Annotated in this window: 14 protein-coding genes; 5 read left to right on the forward strand and 9 right to left on the reverse strand. The window is 69.4% G+C overall.

The features are described from left to right. Positions 1-43 precede the first annotated feature (43 nt). From AB0N89_RS28640 to ald, 5 genes are all read right to left on the reverse strand, one after another. Entirely contained in the window at positions 44-1,480 is a 1,437-nt protein-coding gene (locus AB0N89_RS28640) for a sodium:solute symporter family protein (RefSeq protein ID WP_364210460.1), read from the reverse strand. Further along, entirely contained in the window at positions 1,480-1,692 is a 213-nt protein-coding gene (locus tag AB0N89_RS28645) for a hypothetical protein (protein WP_364210463.1), read from the reverse strand. The genes AB0N89_RS28640 and AB0N89_RS28645 overlap by 1 nt, the downstream gene beginning before the upstream one ends. Further along, a complete protein-coding gene (locus AB0N89_RS28650; RefSeq protein ID WP_364210466.1) occupies positions 1,689-3,353 on the reverse strand; it encodes an amidohydrolase in 1,665 nt (554 codons plus the stop codon). Before AB0N89_RS28650 ends, AB0N89_RS28645 begins: the two co-directional genes overlap by 4 nt. Before the next feature lie 111 nt (positions 3,354-3,464). After that, a complete protein-coding gene (locus tag AB0N89_RS28655) occupies positions 3,465-4,928 on the reverse strand; it encodes a PLP-dependent aminotransferase family protein (protein ID WP_364210469.1) in 1,464 nt (487 codons plus the stop codon). Between the two features lie 65 nt (positions 4,929-4,993). After that, on the reverse strand, positions 4,994-6,121 hold the full coding sequence (gene ald, locus AB0N89_RS28660; RefSeq protein ID WP_364210472.1) for an alanine dehydrogenase: 1,128 nt from the start codon (positions 6,119-6,121) through the stop codon (positions 4,994-4,996). 177 nt (positions 6,122-6,298) lie between these two features. Between ald and AB0N89_RS28665 the strand changes: the two genes are divergently transcribed. The 3 genes from AB0N89_RS28665 to AB0N89_RS28675 all read left to right on the forward strand — a co-directional run bounded on the left by AB0N89_RS28665 (position 6,299) and on the right by AB0N89_RS28675 (position 10,025). Next, the gene (locus AB0N89_RS28665) at positions 6,299-7,009 is read left to right on the forward strand and encodes a TSUP family transporter (RefSeq protein ID WP_364210475.1); all 711 of its coding nucleotides are present in this window, start codon (positions 6,299-6,301) and stop codon (positions 7,007-7,009) included. Positions 7,010-7,546: 537 nt separating this feature from the next. Beyond that, on the forward strand, positions 7,547-8,761 hold the full coding sequence (locus tag AB0N89_RS28670) for a DUF1800 family protein (protein ID WP_364210478.1): 1,215 nt from the start codon (positions 7,547-7,549) through the stop codon (positions 8,759-8,761). 10 nt (positions 8,762-8,771) lie between these two features. Continuing rightward, a complete protein-coding gene (locus tag AB0N89_RS28675; protein WP_364210481.1) occupies positions 8,772-10,025 on the forward strand; it encodes a DUF1501 domain-containing protein in 1,254 nt (417 codons plus the stop codon). Here the strand turns inward: AB0N89_RS28675 and AB0N89_RS28680 are convergent. The 4 genes from AB0N89_RS28680 to AB0N89_RS28695 form a co-directional block, all read right to left on the reverse strand. Then, positions 10,006-11,286, reverse strand: a complete 1,281-nt coding sequence (locus AB0N89_RS28680; protein WP_364210484.1) for an ATP-binding protein — start codon at positions 11,284-11,286, stop codon at positions 10,006-10,008. The two genes, AB0N89_RS28675 and AB0N89_RS28680, sit on opposite strands and share 20 nt — an antisense overlap. Continuing rightward, positions 11,283-11,957 (reverse strand): response regulator transcription factor, encoded by a 675-nt coding sequence (locus tag AB0N89_RS28685; RefSeq protein WP_364210487.1) that lies wholly within the window; start codon positions 11,955-11,957, stop codon positions 11,283-11,285. The genes AB0N89_RS28680 and AB0N89_RS28685 overlap by 4 nt, the downstream gene beginning before the upstream one ends. Before the next feature lie 51 nt (positions 11,958-12,008). Next, complete coding sequence (locus tag AB0N89_RS28690; RefSeq protein WP_364210490.1) at positions 12,009-13,811, reverse strand: ABC transporter ATP-binding protein; 1,803 nt, start codon at positions 13,809-13,811, stop codon at positions 12,009-12,011. Positions 13,812-13,907: 96 nt separating this feature from the next. Beyond that, complete coding sequence (locus AB0N89_RS28695; RefSeq protein WP_005163738.1) at positions 13,908-14,024, reverse strand: lasso RiPP family leader peptide-containing protein; 117 nt, start codon at positions 14,022-14,024, stop codon at positions 13,908-13,910. A gap of 507 nt (positions 14,025-14,531) precedes the next feature. Here AB0N89_RS28695 and AB0N89_RS28700 point away from each other — a divergent pair. Both AB0N89_RS28700 and eno read left to right on the forward strand, forming a co-directional pair. Beyond that, the gene (locus AB0N89_RS28700) at positions 14,532-15,716 is read left to right on the forward strand and encodes a DUF418 domain-containing protein (protein ID WP_364210494.1); all 1,185 of its coding nucleotides are present in this window, start codon (positions 14,532-14,534) and stop codon (positions 15,714-15,716) included. A 122-nt stretch (positions 15,717-15,838) separates the two neighbouring features. Further along, positions 15,839-17,122, forward strand: a complete 1,284-nt coding sequence (gene eno / locus AB0N89_RS28705; protein ID WP_364210497.1) for a phosphopyruvate hydratase — start codon at positions 15,839-15,841, stop codon at positions 17,120-17,122. Positions 17,123-17,218: the final 96 nt, after the last annotated feature.

Raw genomic sequence — 17,218 nt, forward strand, 5'->3', positions numbered from 1 at the left:
TTTTTTGTGGTCTTGTTTTTTTTTAAATTCCATTTCACACCAACTACCCAACCACCCCGACCGTCGCCGCGGCCGGAGCGCTCTCCACCGGCCGCGCCACCGGCGTCCGCGCCTTGTCCGGCATCGCCAGGCTCCAGACCGCCACCACGGCCAGGTTCAGCCCCATCGACACCAGCCCCGCGTTGAACCCGCCGAACGTCGCGCCGGTGACGTACAGGACGATCGCGGCGATCACCCCGGTGATCATCCCGGCGGCCACCGCGGCCGTCCGCACCCGGCGCACGAACAGGATCGCGAGCCAGCCCGGGACGACCTGGGCCAGCAGGTTGTAGGTCAGGTTCAGGACGGTGAGCATCAACGTCGAGGCGACCAGGGTCAGGACCGCCGCCAGGGCCAGGAAGCTCGCCACCGCGACGACCGTCCACCGGCGTTGCGCGGCGGCCGGGACGTTCGGCGCGAGATTGCGGCAGACCATGCCGCCGATGGTGAGCGCGGTCGCGGCGAGCACCAGGACGCCCGACAACGCGGCGCCGGCGGCGACGAGACCGAGCAGCCAGTCGGGCAGCAAACCCTTGGCGGTCACCATGAACACCGTGTTCGGGTTCTTCAGGTCCGGATGCGCGGTCACGCCGTAATAGGCGGCCAGCACCAGGAACGGGTAGATCAGCATGTACAGCGGCATCCACACGGTGGAGCTCTTCACCGCGCGTTCGGATCGGGCCGGGAACACATACGCGCCACCGAAGCCGAGGTAGAACACGATGCTCTGGAAGAGGATCGTCGTCATCGCGAACGTCAGTTCGGAGCCGCCCATGGTGGTCTGCGCGGCGCTGAGCACCTCGGGTCCGCTGACCTTCGCGGTGCCGCCGGCGGCGAGCGCGACGGCCACCCCGACGAGCACGACGCCGACCAGCATGAACAGATCCTTGAGGATCGACACGAACGCGGGCGACCGCACGCCGGAGACGGCGATGTAGACGAACGCCACGACGCCCGCCAGCACCACGCACTGCAGTGGATCGAGCCACAGCCCCAGATTGCTCAGCACCACCTGGAGACCGATGAACTGGTACTGCCCCCACGGGACCAGCGCGATCAGCATCGTGACGCAGGTGATCAATTCGAGCCGCCTGCTGCCGAAATGCCGTCCGAACACGTCGGGCACGGTCATCGCGTCGTACCGTTTCGCCGCCCGCCACACCAGCGGGGCCAGGAAGTAGCCCAGCGAGTACGCGAGCAGGATGTACCCGAGGAACCAGATCCCGTAGCTCGCGCCGTGCGCGTAGATCCCGCTCGGGAACCCGATCATCGTCCCGATGCTGTACACCTCGCCGACCGCGAGGAAGTAGATCAGCCACGCCGGGAACGAGCGGCCGCCGACGAGGAACTCGGAGATCCCGCCGCCTCGCGTGGAGCGTCCGGCCCACACGGCGAGCCCGATCGAACCCGCCATCACCACCGCCACGATCGCGATCAGCATCAGTCGTCCTCCGGGTAGTGGGCACGGTCGAAGAAACGCCAGCTGATCCACAGGCACAGCGTGGTCAGCGGGCAGCAGCAGAACACCCAGAAGAACAGCACCGGGACGCCCAGCACCGACGCCGTCGACCCCGAAAGCACCAGAATGCCCACCAGCAGGGCTGAAGCGGGAACAAAAAGTCCTATGAGGACACTGGGCCAGCTTCGGATCATCGAGTCGCTCCCGCCGCCTCGCGCCGCCAGACGACCTCGCCGCCGCTGACCGTGGCGTCCACGGTCAGCTCGCGGATGCGGCCGGGGTCGATCGCGGTGGGATCGCCGGACAGCACGGCGAGATCGGCGAGCTTCCCGATCTCCAGGCTGCCCTTGACGTTCTCTTCGCCCGCCAGGTACGCGGCGTCGATCGTGTAGCCGCGCAAGGCGGCGTCGACGTCGATGGCCTGTTCGGGCCCGAGCACCTTGCCCTGTCTGGTGATCCGGCGTACGGCGCACCAGATGCCTTCCAGCGGCGGCACCGGCGTCACCGGGGTGTCCGAATGCAGTCCGAAGTGGATCCCGCGCGAGCGGGCCGAAACCAGCGGACTGATCCGGCGTGCCCGTTCGGGGCCGAGGAAGACGTCGCGATGCCGGTCTCCCCAGTAGTAGACGTGCTTGACGAAGAACGACGCGAGGACGTCGTGGGCGGCCATCCGGTCCAGCTGGTCTTCCCGCACCGTCTGGCAGTGTTCGATGCGGTGCCGCCTGCCGGTTCCCGCCGGCGAGCCCAGCCGCGAGTAGCCGTCGATGATCGCCTCGATCGCCGCGTCGCCGTTGCCGTGCACGGCGACCTGCCAGCCCGCCGCGTCGAGCGCGGCGATCCGGCGGCCGAGGTCCGACGGGTCGAGCAGCATCATGCCGTGCTCGTCCGGGTCGCAGGTGTAGCCCTCCGCGAGGCATCCGGTCTTGCCCTGGATCGACCCGTCCGCGACGATCTTGACGCCCGTCATCGCGAACTTGTCGTTCGCGCCGCCGGTGTCCGGCGCTTCCGGGGTTCCTTCGGCCAGGCCGGGCAGCAGGTCGTGGAACAGGTAGCCGCGCACCCGGACGCGCAGTTTTCCCGCCCGCCGCAGCAGCGCGTACGCCTCCAGTTCCGCCGCTCCGCCGATGAGCCCGATGCCGGTGTCGTGCACGGAGGTCACGCCGTTGGCGAGGTACTCCTCGTCCGCCAGGAGCAGGGCTTCGGCCAGTTCGCCCGCGCTCTGACCGGGCAGCCGTGAGGTGACCAGGAAGGCCGCCGTCTCGATCAGCACCCCGGTCGGCTCGCCCCGGGCGTCACGCACGATGAGCCCACCGGGTGGATCCGGGGTCTCGGCGGTGATCCCGACTTCGCGCAGGGCGAGCGAGTTCGCGGTGCAGAAGTGCCCGGAAACGTGGGTCAGCACCACGGGATTCCGGCCCGACACGGGGTCGAGGTCCGCGCGCGTCGGATGGCGGCCGTCCGCGAGCAGCGTGTCGTCGTAGCGGAAACCGCGGATCCACTCCCCCGGCCCGAGATCCTTGGCCGCCTGCGCGACCCGGGCGGCGATGTCGGCGACGGTGTCGTTGGGCGGGCTGCCCGCGTCGACCGGCGCGGCCAGCGTCATCCCGAAGAACGCCGGATGGTTGTGGGATTCGACGAAGCCGGGAATCACCGTGCGCTCGGCCAGGTCGAGCACGGTGGTCTCCGGGCCGATCAGCCGGGAGATCTCGCGTTCGGACCCCAGCGCGGTGATCCGCCCGCCGTCCGCGGCCAGCGCGCGGACCCGTCTCCCCGCCGGGTCCAGGGTGAGCACGGTGCCCCCGAGCGCGACGAAATCGGCTGCTTTACGGGGATCTTCTCGAAAGGACTCCACCACACGGACCTCCTGGCGACGTTGCCTGGCTCACGAAGGATTCCCAGACACTGCGGCACATCTGGCCGCATGAACAGGTCCAGAACGGTCCGGTGCGGTGGTACCAGTTACCCATCAGCCGCCGAGCAGATCGCGGCAGGCTTCGCCGAGCAGCCGGATACCGGGGTCGATGTCGCGCAACGGGACGGCCGCGAAGCCGATCCGGAAGTGGTTGCGCGGCGGGTCGTCCCCGACGAAGAAGATGTCACCGGGTTCGATCAGGACGCCGTCGCGTTCGGCGCGGTCCATCAGCGCCCGGCAGTCCAGTTCGGACGGTCCGGTCATCCAGAGGCTGACCCCGCCCGGTGGATAGGTCGTCTGTACCCACGGCAGGTGTTCGGTGACCGCGGCACAGGTCGCCTCCCACTTGCGCATCAGCTTCGTGCGGTAGCGCCGCAGGGACCGGTGGTACTCGCCGCTGTCGATGAGCAACGCCAGCGCCCGCTGGAGGTGACCGGGCGGATGCCGCAGCACGTAGCGCCGGACCTCCCGCAGCTCCCGCACCAGTTCACGCGGTCCGACCAGGTAGCCCAGCCGCAGCCCCGGCGAGAGGAACTTGGAGAACGTGCCGAGGTAGATCGCGTCGCCGGTGCCGTCGAGCGCCTTGAGCGCGGGTGTCGGGCTGCCGTGGTACCGGAATTCGCTGTCGTAGTCGTCCTCGACGAGCACCGTGCCCGCGCTCGCGGCCAGGCTGAGCAGCCGTCGGCGACGGCCGATGCTCAACGTCGCGTTGGTCGGATGGTGGTGGCTCGGGGTGAGGTAGAGCAGGTCGACGCCGTCGAGTGTCTCCGGTGGACGCAGACCGCTCTGATCGACGTCGACGCCGCGCAACCCGGCTCCGGTGCGCAGGAAGATGTGCCGGGCGTCGAGGTAGCCCGGGTTCTCCATCGCCACGACGCTGTCCGGCCCGAGCAGCGCGCGGCCGAGCAGGTCGAGCCCCTGCTGAGAGCCGACGGTGATCAGCACCTCGGACGGATCGGCCTCGATCCCCCGCGCGGTGAGCAGCTGACGGCAGATCAGGTCGACCAGCATCGGGTCGTCGGAGCCGACGCTGTCCTGCAGGCTCGGGAACACGTGCGGCCGGTACAGCGCGTCACGCAGGCAGCGGGTCCACGACCGCGCGGGGAAGGCGGTGACGTCCACTTGCCCGGCGAGGAACGGGTACGGGTAGGTGTGCCAGTCGACGCGTTTCTCGATGTGCGGCACCCCGGCGTCCGGATAACGGCGCACCCGCGCGCTCCAGTCGATGGACGGGCTGGTGTCGCGCTCCTGCACCGCGCAATGCGGCCGCATCTCCGCGTTGATGAACAGCCCGCTGCGCTCCCGGCTCTCCACGAACCCTTCGGCGACCAGCTCCTGGTAGGCGAGGTTGATGGTGTTGCGGGAAACGCTGAGTTCGGCGGCCAGCTCCCGCGAGCTGGGCAGCCGGTGGGCCGGATCGAACGTGCCGATCGCGATGCCGTGCTCGATGGCGCGCCGCACCTGCCGGTAGAGCGGTTCGGCGGACGTCCGGTCGATTTCGATCAACGTTCGCGGCAACGGCACCTCCCTCACGGCGACGGGGCCGGGATCTGAACCTAGCTTCAGATCCCGGCCCGCACCACCTAGGCCACGACCTGGCCGAGCGCGTCGTCGAGCGCGACCGAGCCGATTCCGAGCGCCTCGCCGACCGGCGCGGACGTCAGCCGCCCGTCCACCGTGCTGACCCCGCCGCGCAGTTCCGGGCACCGCGCGAGCGCTCCGGACAGGCCGTTGTTCGCCAGTTCCAGCGCGTACGGCAGCGTGACGTTCGTCAGCGCGTACGTCGAGGTGTGCGGGACAGCGCCGGGCATGTTGGCGACGCAGTAGAACACCGAGCCGTGCACCGCGAACGTCGGTTCCGCGTGGGTCGTCGGCCGCGTGTCCTCGAAGCAGCCGTCCTGGTCGACGGAGATGTCCACGAGCACGCTGCCGGGCTTCATGCGGGACACGAGCTCGTTCGACACCAGGCTCGGCGCCTTGGCCCCGGGCACGAGCACCGCGCCGATCACGAGGTCGGCTTCGACCACGGCCTCCGCGATCGAGTAGGCGTTCGCCGCGGCCGTGCGGATCCGGCCCTGGTACATCCGGTCGGCGGCGCGGAGCTTGTCCACGTTCTTGTCGAACAGGACGACGTCGGCCCAGGTCCCGGCCGCGCCGGCGACCGCGTTCATCCCCGCCACCCCGGCGCCGAGGACGACCACCCGCGCCGGGGCCACCCCGGAGACCCCGCCGATGAGCACCCCGCGTCCGCCGTTGGCGCGCATCAGCGTCTGCGCGCCGACCTGCGGGGCCAGCCGCCCGGCGACCTCGCTCATCGGGAACAGCAGGGGCAGCGACCCGTTCGGCAGCTGCACCGTCTCGTAGGCGACCGACGTCGTCCCGGCGTCCAGCAACGCCCGCGTGCACGGCTCGCTCGCGGCGAGGTGCAGGTAGGTGAACAGCAGCTGCTCGCGGCGCAGGCGGTGGTACTCCTCGGCGATCGGCTCCTTGACCTTGAGCACGAGCTCGCCGGTCGCCCAGACATCGTCGGCGCTGTCCAGCACCTTCGCCCCGGCCGCGGCGTAGTCCTCGTCGCGGACGGACGATCCTTCCCCGGCTCCGCGCTCGACGAACACTTCGTGCCCGGCCGAGGTGAACTCGTGCACGCCCGCGGGCGTCACCGCGACCCGGTACTCGTGGTTCTTGACTTCACGAGGGACACCGATCCTCATCTCACGCTCCCGTCTGTTCCAAAGGCAGTGACGCCGAGCGTGCGGCACGACTGGAACGGCCAGAAGTGCCAGAACCGACGCGATCGACGGGTCCAGTTCCCGGTCATAGCGGCAGGCTATGACGTTCTCGCCGCGCTCCGGCTACCGCTCCGGCCGCGGCCGGTCCACAGTGGCCGGGTGGGAACCCTGGCCATGACCTCGCTGGCGGCGGCGGCCGGGGTCGTCGCCCAGCGCCTCTCCGGCATGGGACTTTCCCTGCTGTGCGTACCGTTCCTGGCGCTGGCGCTGGGCCCGCTCGACGCCGTCCGGCTCACCCTGCTGCTCGGCTTCCCGGTCTACCTCGCGGTCGCGATCACCCATTGGCAAGCGATCAGGTGGGCGCAGGTCGCCTGGCTGACGGTGCCCGCCGTGGTGTTCACCCCGGTCGTCGCGCTCGTCGTGCGCGGCGTTCCCGCGCGTCCGCTGTTGCTCGCCGCGGGTGGCTGCTGTGTCCTCGCCGTCGGCGTGCTCGCGAGCGGTATCACCAGCAGACGGCTGGCGGGCAGGACCGGCGCCGTCGGCGCGGGCGTGCTGAGCGCGGCGATGAACTCCGTCGCCGGGCTCTCCGGACCCGCCGTGGCGGTGTACGGGGCGAGCGCGGGCTGGGGCGCGGACGAGACCCGCGGGACGCTGTCGATCTACTTCTTCCTGCTCGGCTTGGTCGCGCTGCCCAGTCTCGGCTGGGTGGAGGTGCCGGGGAGCGTGCTCCTCGCGGTCGCGGGGGCGGCTCTCGCCGGGGATCTGCTGGGCCGGGCGCTGAGCCGCCGGGTCGGCGAACGCTCCGTGCGCTGGTCCGTCCTCCTGCTTTCGGCGGCGGGTGGCGCGCTGACACTGGCGCACGCCATCTGACCCAGCCCGGTGAGGCGCCGGTAAAGCGGGTCGTGAGTGGTGAGTGTCGTTCTAACGGACTCGTATTCACCTACCCACGCCTGACCTGCGCGAGAGTCCGTCGACCACACCGCCGTCCGGCACAAGCTCCACTCAGCACCGAGACGAGGCCGAGCGTGAAGGATCAGGACGGTGGACGTCCCCAATCCTCCACACACGGGATCCCGCAGCCCGGCGAACGGAACGCCGTCGACCAGCGCGGTTCCCGAAGTCGGACGGTCCAGTCCGAGCAGGATCCGCAGGGTCGACGACGGAGAGGATCGTCGCCGATCCTCGTCGCTTGGTGAGCCGGTCGAACTTGAGCATCAGGCTTCTTCCCGTCGAGCACGATCACGTCGCCCACCAGTCAATTCCAGGAGGACACCCGCTCGCGTCGGACCGGGGACCGATCCTGTCCCGCTTCCCCGGGCCCTGGGTCCTACGCCGCGACCTTCGGGTCACCTGAAGATGTGCCCGCTTTCCTGGCGGGCGCGGACGGCCGCCGCCCACAATCGGGCCATGGCTGTTCTCGATGACCGCGCCGCTGCCCGGCGGCTGGCCGATCGGTTCGGATTCGGCCCCCGCCCCGGGGAGCCGTTCCCCGCGCTGGACGTCCTCCTTGCACCGGGAAGCGCACGACAGGCTCCGCAACTGGCCGCGCTGCCCGACCGCAAGGACAAAAAGGAGGAAAAGCAGGCCAGAGCCGAGCAGGAGCAGCGGCTGGCGATCTGGTGGCTGGACCGCATGGTCGCCGACGACGCCGAGCGCCTCACCTGGTTCTGGCACGGTCACTTCGCCACGAGCGAGCAGAAGGTCCGCTGGCCGGCGCTGATGCTGGCGCAGAACGAGACCTTCCACAGGCTGGGCCGCGGCGCGTTCACCGGGCTGGCGAAGGCGCTGGTGGCCGACCCGGCGATGCTGAAATGGCTCGACGGCAACGACAACAAGGTCGGTTCGCCGAACGAGAACCTGGCCCGGGAGTTCATGGAGCTGTTCGCGCTCGGCGTGGGGCACTACTCCGAACAGGACGTGCGCGAGTCGGCACGCGCGCTCACCGGCTGGACGCTGGACAAGAAGACCGGCGCGGCCACGCTGAAGCCGCAACGCCAGGACCGCGGGCCGAAACAGATCTTCGGCCGGACAGCCGACTTCGTTACGGAGTCCTTTGTGGACCTCGTGCTGGAGCGGCCGGAGTCGGCGGCCTTCGTGACCGGGCGGCTGTGGTTCCGCCTGGTTTCCCCGGCGCCACCGCCGCCGGACGTGCATCAGCGGATCATCGCCGCATACGGGCCGGGACGGGACATCCAGGCCGCTTTGCGGGCGATCGCCGCGGAGCCGGTGTTCCGGGACACGGCCGCGACGATCGTCAAACAGCCCGTCGAATGGCTCGTCGGCCTGCTGCGCGGCGCCGGGCTGAAGGCGAGCGATCTCGATCCGAAGAAGCTGCTCAACGGCTTGCGCGGGATGGGACAGCTGCCGTTCCGGCCGCCGAGCGTCGGCGGCTGGCCCGCAGGCGGGGCGTGGCTGACGACGTCGGCCGGGGTGGCTCGGTTGAACCTCGCGCGGCTGGTCGCCCAGAAGGCGCGGGACGACGCGCTGGGGCGGCTGCGGGAGACCTTCGGGACGGACACCTGGTCCGACCGGACCAAGAAAGCGCTCGACGGCGTGGCCAAGGACCCTCGCACAGTGCTCACGGTGGCCGCGTGCGCGCCCGAGTACGTGGTGAGCGGATGAGGAGGACAGCATGAAAACCGTGACCCGGCGCAGTTTTCTCACCCTGACCGGAGTGACCGCGGCCGGCGCGCTCGCCGTCGGCGCGACCAGGGTGGACTGGGACTCGCTGATGTCCGCGGCCGCGGACACCCCGCTGGACTCGAACGCGGGCGTCCTGGTGGTCGTCACGCTCTACGGCGGCAACGACGGGCTGAACACGGTCATCCCGGCGGGTGACAAGGCCTACCAGGACGCGAGGCCCGAACTGGCCTATCAGCCGGAGGAAGTGCTCGACCTCGGCGAAGGACTCGGGCTGAATCCCGGGATGAAAGGGCTGAAAAGCCTGTGGGACGAGCGAAAACTGGCGATCGTGCGCGGAGTGGGCTATCCGAAGCCGGACCACAGCCACTTCCGCTCGATGGCGATCTGGCAGACCGCCTCCCCCGACACCTCGGTGCCGACCGGCTGGCTCGGCCGCTGGCTGGACACCACCGGCGCGGATCCGCTGCGCGCGGTCTCGGTCGAGCCGGTCCTCCCTCCGCTGCTGGCCGGGGAAAGCACCGCGGCCGCGTCGATGCCGGTCAGCGGGCTGGTGCTGCCGAAGGGTAAGCTCGGCAGCGCTTTCGCCGCTCTCGGCGCCCCGGTGCCCGGCGAAGATCCCTGGCGTGCCAGGGCTTCCCGCTCGATCGGCGATCTGCACAACGCCGTCCGCGTGCTCGGTGGAGCCGCGCACGACGCGGCCGAAAAGGACGATGAGGACGAGCAGCGGAACAAGGGCGCGTCGGCGGGAGGCGGCTCAGGCCTCGCCGCTCAGCTGGACCTCGTGGCGGGACTGGTCGAAGCCGGCGTGCCGACTCGCGCGTACTCCGTTTCGCTCGGCGGCTTCGACACCCATTCCGACGAGCGCGGAACGCAGCAACGGCTGCTCACCGAACTCGACGCCGCGCTGACGCCGTTCGTCCGGCGGCTGCAGGGCAGCGACCGGGGCAAGCAGGTCACCGTGCTGGTGTACTCCGAATTCGGGCGGCGCGTGCGCGCGAACGCCAGTGAAGGCACCGATCACGGCACGGCGGGCCCGATGTTCGTGCTCGGCGAGCACGTCCAGGGCGGATTTCACGGCGAGCAGCCGAGCCTGACCGATCTCGACGACGACGATCTCAAGGCGACGACCGACTTCCGCGACGTCTACGCCAGTGTGCTCGGAGACGTGCTCGGCGCCGATCCGGGCCGGGTCCTGTCGGGACACACCACCCGGCTGGACAACCTCATCCATACGGCAGGGTGAGCCGGAATCCCGCGGCGTCGCAGGTCAGGTCCCCGCCGTGGGCCCTGGCCAGGCCGCGGGCGATCGTCAGGCCCAGTCCCGAACCGCCGCGATCACGGCGCCGGGCGGTGTCGAGGCGCACCAGCCTGCCGAAGATCCGTTCCCGGTCCGCTTCCGGCACCCCGGGCCCGGAATCGCTCACCACGACGAAGACGCCGGCCGCCGACTGTCCACAGTGGAACTCGATCCGGCCGTCGTCGCCCGCGGCGTTCCTGGCGTTGTCCGCGAGGTTCGCCAGGATCTGGGTGACGCGGGCTTCGTCGGCGACGGCCTCGGCCTCCGGGCCGGACACCACCACCGTCGACGAGGGCGCCAGCAGCGTCAGCCGATCCGCCTGATTCCGCGCGAGCTCCCGCAAACGCACGGTCTCTTTCTCCAGCCGGACCCCGGCGTCGATCCGCGCGAGGTCCAGCAGATCCTCGACCAGCCGTCCGGCTCGCCGCGATTCCCGGATCAGCAGCAGTTCCAGCCGCTCCCGTTGCTCGGGCCGCGCGTCGGGGCCCAGTTCCAGGACCGCGTCGGCGGCCGCGTTCACCCCGGCGATCGGTGTGCGCAGTTCGTGCGCCGCGTCGGCGACGAAGACCCGCATCCGTTCTTCGGACGCCTCCAGGGAGTTCAGCATCTCGTCGAACGCCTCCGCCGTCCGGCCCAGTTCGGTGTCCGTCCGCGAAGGCGACAAGCGGCCGCCCCGGCTGCCCGACGCGATCGACCGCGCCAGCACGGTCATCCGGTCGAGTGGCCGGAGGGCCACCCGCATGCCGAGCAGCAGCGCGAACGCCGTCACCACGATCGCGACCAGCCCGCCGATCACCAGCACCCGGGCCAGGGTGCGCTCGGCGCCGTCGAGCAACGCGGTGTCGGCGGTCAGCACCAGTTCGGCGCCGTTGATGCGCGGCGGCCCCGACAGCTTGGCGGTCACCCGTTTCACGTCACCGGAACGCTCCGGCGGCGCGCCGATGGTGTCCCCCGACGGCAGGCGCAGGCTCACCACCACCCCGCGCGCGTCGATCCGGCGCACCAGATTCGACGGCGCGACGTTCTCCTTCGCCAGTTGCTGAGCGAGCTGGACCCGTCCCGCGAGCAACGCGTTCAGGTTCCGCTCGCCCTGCGCGGAGAACACGGCGGCGATGGTGAATCCCAGCGCCACCAGCACCACCCCGAGCACGAGGGACGCGGTCACGGTCACCCGGCGGCGCAGGGAAACGGTGCCGAGGCGGCTCATGCGTCCCCGTCGCGCAGGACGTAACCGAGGCCGCGCACGGTGTGCAGGAGCCGGGGACCGTTCGCCTCCAGCTTGCGGCGCAAGGCGCTGATGTGCACCTCGACCAGGTTCGCCGCGTAGTCGTCGTAACCCCAGACCCCGGTGAGCAGCTGCGCCTTCCCGACCACGCGGTCCCGGCGGTTCGCGAGGAAGGTGAGCAGTTTCAGCTCGGTCGCGGTCAGCTCGACCGGCACACCGCCCCGCCGCACCACCCCGGATTCGACGTCGATCAGCAGGTCGCCGACCTCGACGACCGGGCGTGTCCGGCCCAGCCGCCGCAGCACCGCCTCCACCCTGGCCACGAGTTCGGCCAGCACGAACGGTTTCGTCACGTAGTCGTCGGCGCCCTCGCCGAAGCCGCGGAGCCGGTCGTCCACCGCGTCCCGCGCGGTCAGCAACACCACGCCTGCCGTGGTGGACCGGCGCACGACCTTCAGCAGCTCGAAACCGTCACGTCCGGGCAGCATGACGTCCAGGACCACCAGATCGGGCCGGAACTCGGCGAGACATCGTTCCAGCTGGTCGCCGTCCGGCAGGCCGAGCACCCGGTGCCCGGCGCCGGTCAGCGCCGACTCGACAGCGGCGCGGATCGCCTCCGCGTCCTCGACGAGCAGTACCCGGTCCGGTTCCATGCGCCCATTCTCCCCGCCGGGGCGGAAGCGGCACGGATCTTCAGCCGATCCTCAGGCAGGCGGCGAGCCGCGTCCGGGACCCGTCACCTCCCGATAAGGCCCGATCGCCTCGACACGCCCGTGATCCAGCAGGACGGTCTTGTCCGCCGCCTGGATGGTGGACGGCCGGTGCGCGATCACCAGCAGCGTGCATTCGGCGGTGATGTGCTCGATGGTGCGGGCCAGGACCGCTTCGTTCGCGGCGTCGAGATGTGAGGTCGGTTCGTCGAGCAGCAGCAGCTGCGGACGCGGCAGCAGGGCCCGGGCGATAGCGACGCGTTGCTGCTCGCCACCGGAGAGCGCGCTGCCGTGCTCCCCCACCGGGGTGTCGAGGCCTTGCGGCAAGCGCTGGACGAGGCCTTGCAGGCTGGCCAGTTCCACGGCACGGGCGATCTCGGCGTCTTCGGCTTCGGGCTTGGCGTAGACGATGTTCTCCCGCAACGTGCCGTGCATGACCGGCGCGCTCTGCTCGACCAGGCTGATCGCCCGGCGGCATTCGTCGACGGACATCTCGTGACTGCTGTCCCGCCCGCCCAGCAGGATCTGCCCGGTCTGCGGATCGTGGAACCGCGCTATCAGCGAGAAGATCGTCGACTTGCCCGCGCCGGACGGGCCGACCAGCGCGACATGGCTGCGGCGCTCGACGCTGAACGAGACCTCCCGCAACACCGGACGGTCGGGTTCGTAGGAGAACCCCACGTCGCGGAACTCGATCGCCGGGGCCTCGGGGTCCGGGGAATTGCCGTGGGCGCGGGGCCGGGTGGTCGCCGGGCGCGTGATCTCCTCGTCCTCGGTGGGAATCCGCGTGACGTCGTCGACTCGCTGCAGAGCGGCCAATCCGCGTTGCAGCGTGGCGAAGACGTCGAACATGTTCGCCATGGGCGTGGCGATGTAGGTGACGTAGAGCAGGAATCCCACCAGATCCGCCAGCGAGGTACCGCCGCCCGCCACCCGCAGTCCGCCCACCACGAGCACGGTGATCATGGCGCCGTGGACGGCGAGGGTCATCGCCGGATTGATCACGGCGTTGCGTTTGACGGCCTGCAGGCTGTTCTCGTAGGCGTCCTGGGCGAGTCGTCCGATCCGATCCTTCTCACGGCCTTCCGCGCGCATCACGCGCACGGTCCGGATGGCCGAAAGCGCGCGTTCCAGTTCGGCGCTCATCCCGCCGAGGCTGTCCTGCGCGTCTTCCACCGAGGTCCGGATTCCGGCCAGCAGCAACATGGTCAGACCGCCGATCGTGCCGACGATCACGGCCACGATGAGGAACATCATCGCGTCCAGCCAGATCATCATGGCGATGCCGCCGATGATGATGAACACGCCGACGGTCGCCTCGACCAGGTCGTACGCCAGTGAATCGCGCAGCAGGGTGGTGTCGCTGGTGGTGCGGGTGAGCAGGTCGCCGAGCCGATGCTGCTGGTACCGGCGCATCGGCCAGCGCAGCAGCCGGTCGACGATGCGCAACCTCAGCCCCAGCACGATGCTCTCGCCGGTGCGTTCGAGCAGATAATGGCTGAAGGCGGTGATCACGGCCTCGGCCAGGAAGACCACGGCCAGAAAGGTCAGCAGGACCGCGTACGGGCGGTTGCCGGAAAACGCGTCGATAGTCTTGGTCGCCAGCAACGGTTGCGCCAGCCCGGTCACACCGCCGAGCAGCGCCAATCCCATCGCCCCGGCGATCGGGAGCCGATGGCCGCGAGTGACGCGGACGAGCGACGTCGGCCCGAGCATGGCGACGACCGCGGCGGTATCGGGATGATCGGGAAGCGCGACCAGCCACTCCCCCGCTTGAGCGCGATTGTTCGTCGTCAAGACCGTCCCCGTTCGAAACGAGTCCCGAAATACACGTGGTGGCGTGATAATCCCGTTTCACAGGTATCGCGCCACCACGCGTCTACCGGCCATGGCTCAGAGCAGAACGTGACGCGGACGCCGACGTCCGGCCTTGTCCTTCTTCGCCGGACGGCTGTGCTTCGTCAGCCGCTCGAAAGAACCGAGCTTGAGCAAGGTCGGCTTCGAATACATGCGTGCACCTCCTTTCCGATTAATTGTTCCCACACCGTCGGTCAGACGAATTTCGGTACGCCCGATTCGCCCGAGCTTCACCCCAGCTCCCCTTTGAGAAGACCGACAACGCCTGTGTACCGAGACCGCGAAGTCGCTGTAAAGGAATTCCAGAAGGCGAACCCGACGCAATCTCCACGTCGATGGATTCCGCAGAACACCGCCTGGCGGGCAACGAATCTCCCGACCTTCGAACCAACCGATGGCGAGCGCGGTCAAGGTGTAGCAGACCAATCGCGAGCACTCTCTAATCCACAATGGACAGCCCGAGGAGTCATTACTCCAGGCGCCACGAAAGCATGACATCCGATCAGAGTAATTCGCCCGATCGGAAATACGTTCAGTGACCAAATCCTCTTGTTCCTCCTCAGGAGGACTTACGCGATCGGAAAATGCTACGAAGTGACCAGAGCAAGATCATCCCAACGACGGATGGGGCCGGATGCGGCCGGTGGCACGCTCGAAGACATGAGCCACCAGACCTCGGCCGTCGCCGCCGCGCGTCAATCCCGCGGCGGTCGCATCTCTTCCCTGGACCTGTTACGAGGGGTGGCGATTCTCGGCACGTTCGGCACGAACGTCTTCCTGTTCGCCCATCCCGGCGGGCCGACGGGATTCTTCCAGGACTTCGTCGGGACCGCGACCGGCTTCGCCGAACACGCCGAACTCGGTCTTCGCGTGCTGTCCAACGGAAAATTCCTCGCCCTGCTCACGATCCTGTTCGGCGTGGGACTGGAACTGCAGTATCAATCCGCCCGGCGGCGCGGCACCCCCTGGCCGGGCAGATACCCGCTTCGAGCGGGAATCCTGTTCCTCGAAGGCTTCGCGCACTACCTGCTCGTCTTCGAAGGCGACGTGCTCATGGCCTACGGGCTCACCTCACTGTTCGTCGCGTACATCGTCGGCCGGAGCGATCGGGTCGTACGCACCGTCGTCGTGGTGGTGGGCGGCGCGTACACCACGCTGCTGCTCGCCGTGACGGCGTACCTCGTGTCCCAGCCGGACGTCTCCGGCGAACCGGTCCCGATCAGTCCCGCCGCGACGGCCAGCTGGCCCGCGCAGGTCTCCTTACGCCTGAACGAATTCCTCATGCTGCGCGCGGAGACCGTCCTGATCGTGCCGTCCGCCGTCGTCCTGTTCTTGCTCGGATCCCGTCTGCGCAGGGCCGGCGTCTTCGAAGACACGGTGCAAGGCGCGCGACTCCGCGCGCGACTGCTCGTCCTCGGTTTCGCCGTCGGCCTGCCGCTGAACGTGCTGACCGGGTTCAGCGGACCGGACTGGCTGCTCATCGACCGATATCTGCTGCCCCCGCTCGTCGCGCTGGGCCTGCTCGCGCTGATCACCCATCTCTCCCTCCGGATGCGTGAACGGCCAGGAGCGGTCCGAAGTGGACTGATCGCGGTCGGCCGCACCGCCCTCTCCTGTTACGTACTCCAGAACCTGCTCGCCGGCATCCTCTGCTACGGCTGGGGCTTCGGTCTCGCCGAGCAGTTCGCGGGCGCCCGTCCATGGTGGATCGTCGGCCTCTGGGGCTTCGTCGGACTGGTGAACGTCGCCTTCGCCGTCGTGTGGCTCCGCCGCTTCGACCGAGGTCCGCTCGAACTCCTCATGCATCGCCTCTACGCACCGCGGCGGGGCCGGCCGAGCACTTGAGGCGCACCAGCCACTTCGACGAAGTGCCTGGTCAGAGCTCGGTATCGATTCAGCGGATTTCTGCTAACCTCACGGATGTCCCGCTGCTCACTGGGGGCGGCGCGACCCAGCAAGGAGTGCACATGACCGCCATCATCCGCGTCCACGGCCGTCAGATCCTGGACAGCCGGGGCAACCCGACCGTCGAGGTCGACGTCGAACTCGCGGACGGCTCGCTCGGACGGGCGGCCGTCCCGTCGGGCGCCTCCACCGGGACCAAGGAAGCCGTCGAACTGCGCGACGGGGACAAGACACGCTTCCACGGCAAGGGGGTCCGCAAGGCCGTCGACGCCGTCAACACCGAGATCGCCGAGGCCGTCGTCGGGCTCGACGCCGAGGCGCAGGCCGACGTCGACCGCGCGCTGATCGCGCTCGACGGCACCGCGAACAAGGCGCGGCTCGGCGCCAACGCCACCCTCGGCGTCTCGCTCGCCGTGGCCAAGGCCGCCGCGGCCGCGAAGCGACTCCCGCTGTACCGCTATGTCGGTGGCGTGTTCGCGCATCTGCTCCCGATGCCGATGATGAACATCATCAACGGCGGAGCGCACGCGGACAACCCGATCGACTTCCAGGAGTTCATGATCGGCCCGCTCGGCGCCGAGACCTTCGCCGACGCCGTCCGGATGGGCTCCGAGGTGTTCCACACCCTGCGCGCGTCGCTGCGCGAAGCCGGTCACGGCACCAACGTCGGCGACGAAGGCGGCTTCGCGCCGAACCTCAGCTCCGCCGACGAAGCACTCGAGTTCGTGCTCCGCGCGATCGAGAAGTCCGGGTACACCCCCGGTGAGGACATCGCCCTCCTGCTCGACCCGGCCGCGTCCGAGTTCTACACCGGCGACGTCTACGACTACACCGGCGAGGGGCGCAAGCGCAGCGTCGAGGAGCACGTGGCCTACCTCGCCGACCTGACCTCGCGCTACCCCATCGTGTCCATTGAGGACGGTGTCGCGCAGGACGATTTCGCCGGCTGGAAGCAGCTCACCGACACCATCGGCGACCGCGTGCAGCTCGTCGGCGACGATGTCTTCTGCACCAACGTGAACCTGCTCAACGACGGCATCGAGCGCGGCATCGGGAACTCGATCCTGGTCAAGGTCAACCAGATCGGGACGCTCACCGAAACCCTCACCACGGTCGAGACGGCGCACAAGGCGGGCTACTCCGTGGTGATGTCGCACCGCTCCGGCGAAACCGAGGACACCACCATCGCCGACCTCGCCGTCGCCACCAACTGCGGTCAGATCAAGACCGGTTCGCTGTCGCGCTCCGACCGCACGGCCAAGTACAACCAGCTCATCCGCATCGAAGAGGAGCTCGGCGCCGAAGCCCGCTACGCCGGGGCCACCACCCTCAGCGGCCGCCGCTGACAAAGCCGAACAGCGTCACCGGTTGGCTGGTACCCGGGCGGCGGCGCTGCTGTCACGCTGGGATCACTTCTTTCCCCTGAGAAAGGAAGATCCCCG

Origin of the sequence: Amycolatopsis sp. NPDC089917 (genome assembly GCF_040684635.1) — a bacterium.
GTDB lineage: Bacteria > Actinomycetota > Actinomycetes > Mycobacteriales > Pseudonocardiaceae > Amycolatopsis.

Bases quoted from the DNA above. Each gene is read 5' to 3' on its own strand.
- AB0N89_RS28640 (WP_364210460.1), bottom strand. From the start codon at position 1,480: ATGCTGATCGCGATCGTGGCGGTGGTGATGGCGGGTTCGATCGGGCTC.
- AB0N89_RS28645 (WP_364210463.1), bottom strand. From the start codon at position 1,692: ATGATCCGAAGCTGGCCCAGTGTCCTCATAGGACTTTTTGTTCCCGCT.
- ald (WP_364210472.1), bottom strand. From the start codon at position 6,121: ATGAGGATCGGTGTCCCTCGTGAAGTCAAGAACCACGAGTACCGGGTC.
- AB0N89_RS28670 (WP_364210478.1), top strand. From the start codon at position 7,547: ATGGCTGTTCTCGATGACCGCGCCGCTGCCCGGCGGCTGGCCGATCGG.
- AB0N89_RS28675 (WP_364210481.1), top strand. From the start codon at position 8,772: ATGAAAACCGTGACCCGGCGCAGTTTTCTCACCCTGACCGGAGTGACC.
- AB0N89_RS28680 (WP_364210484.1), bottom strand. From the start codon at position 11,286: ATGAGCCGCCTCGGCACCGTTTCCCTGCGCCGCCGGGTGACCGTGACC.
- AB0N89_RS28685 (WP_364210487.1), bottom strand. From the start codon at position 11,957: ATGGAACCGGACCGGGTACTGCTCGTCGAGGACGCGGAGGCGATCCGC.
- AB0N89_RS28695 (WP_005163738.1), bottom strand. From the start codon at position 14,024: ATGTATTCGAAGCCGACCTTGCTCAAGCTCGGTTCTTTCGAGCGGCTG.
- AB0N89_RS28700 (WP_364210494.1), top strand. From the start codon at position 14,532: ATGAGCCACCAGACCTCGGCCGTCGCCGCCGCGCGTCAATCCCGCGGC.
- eno (WP_364210497.1), top strand. From the start codon at position 15,839: ATGACCGCCATCATCCGCGTCCACGGCCGTCAGATCCTGGACAGCCGG.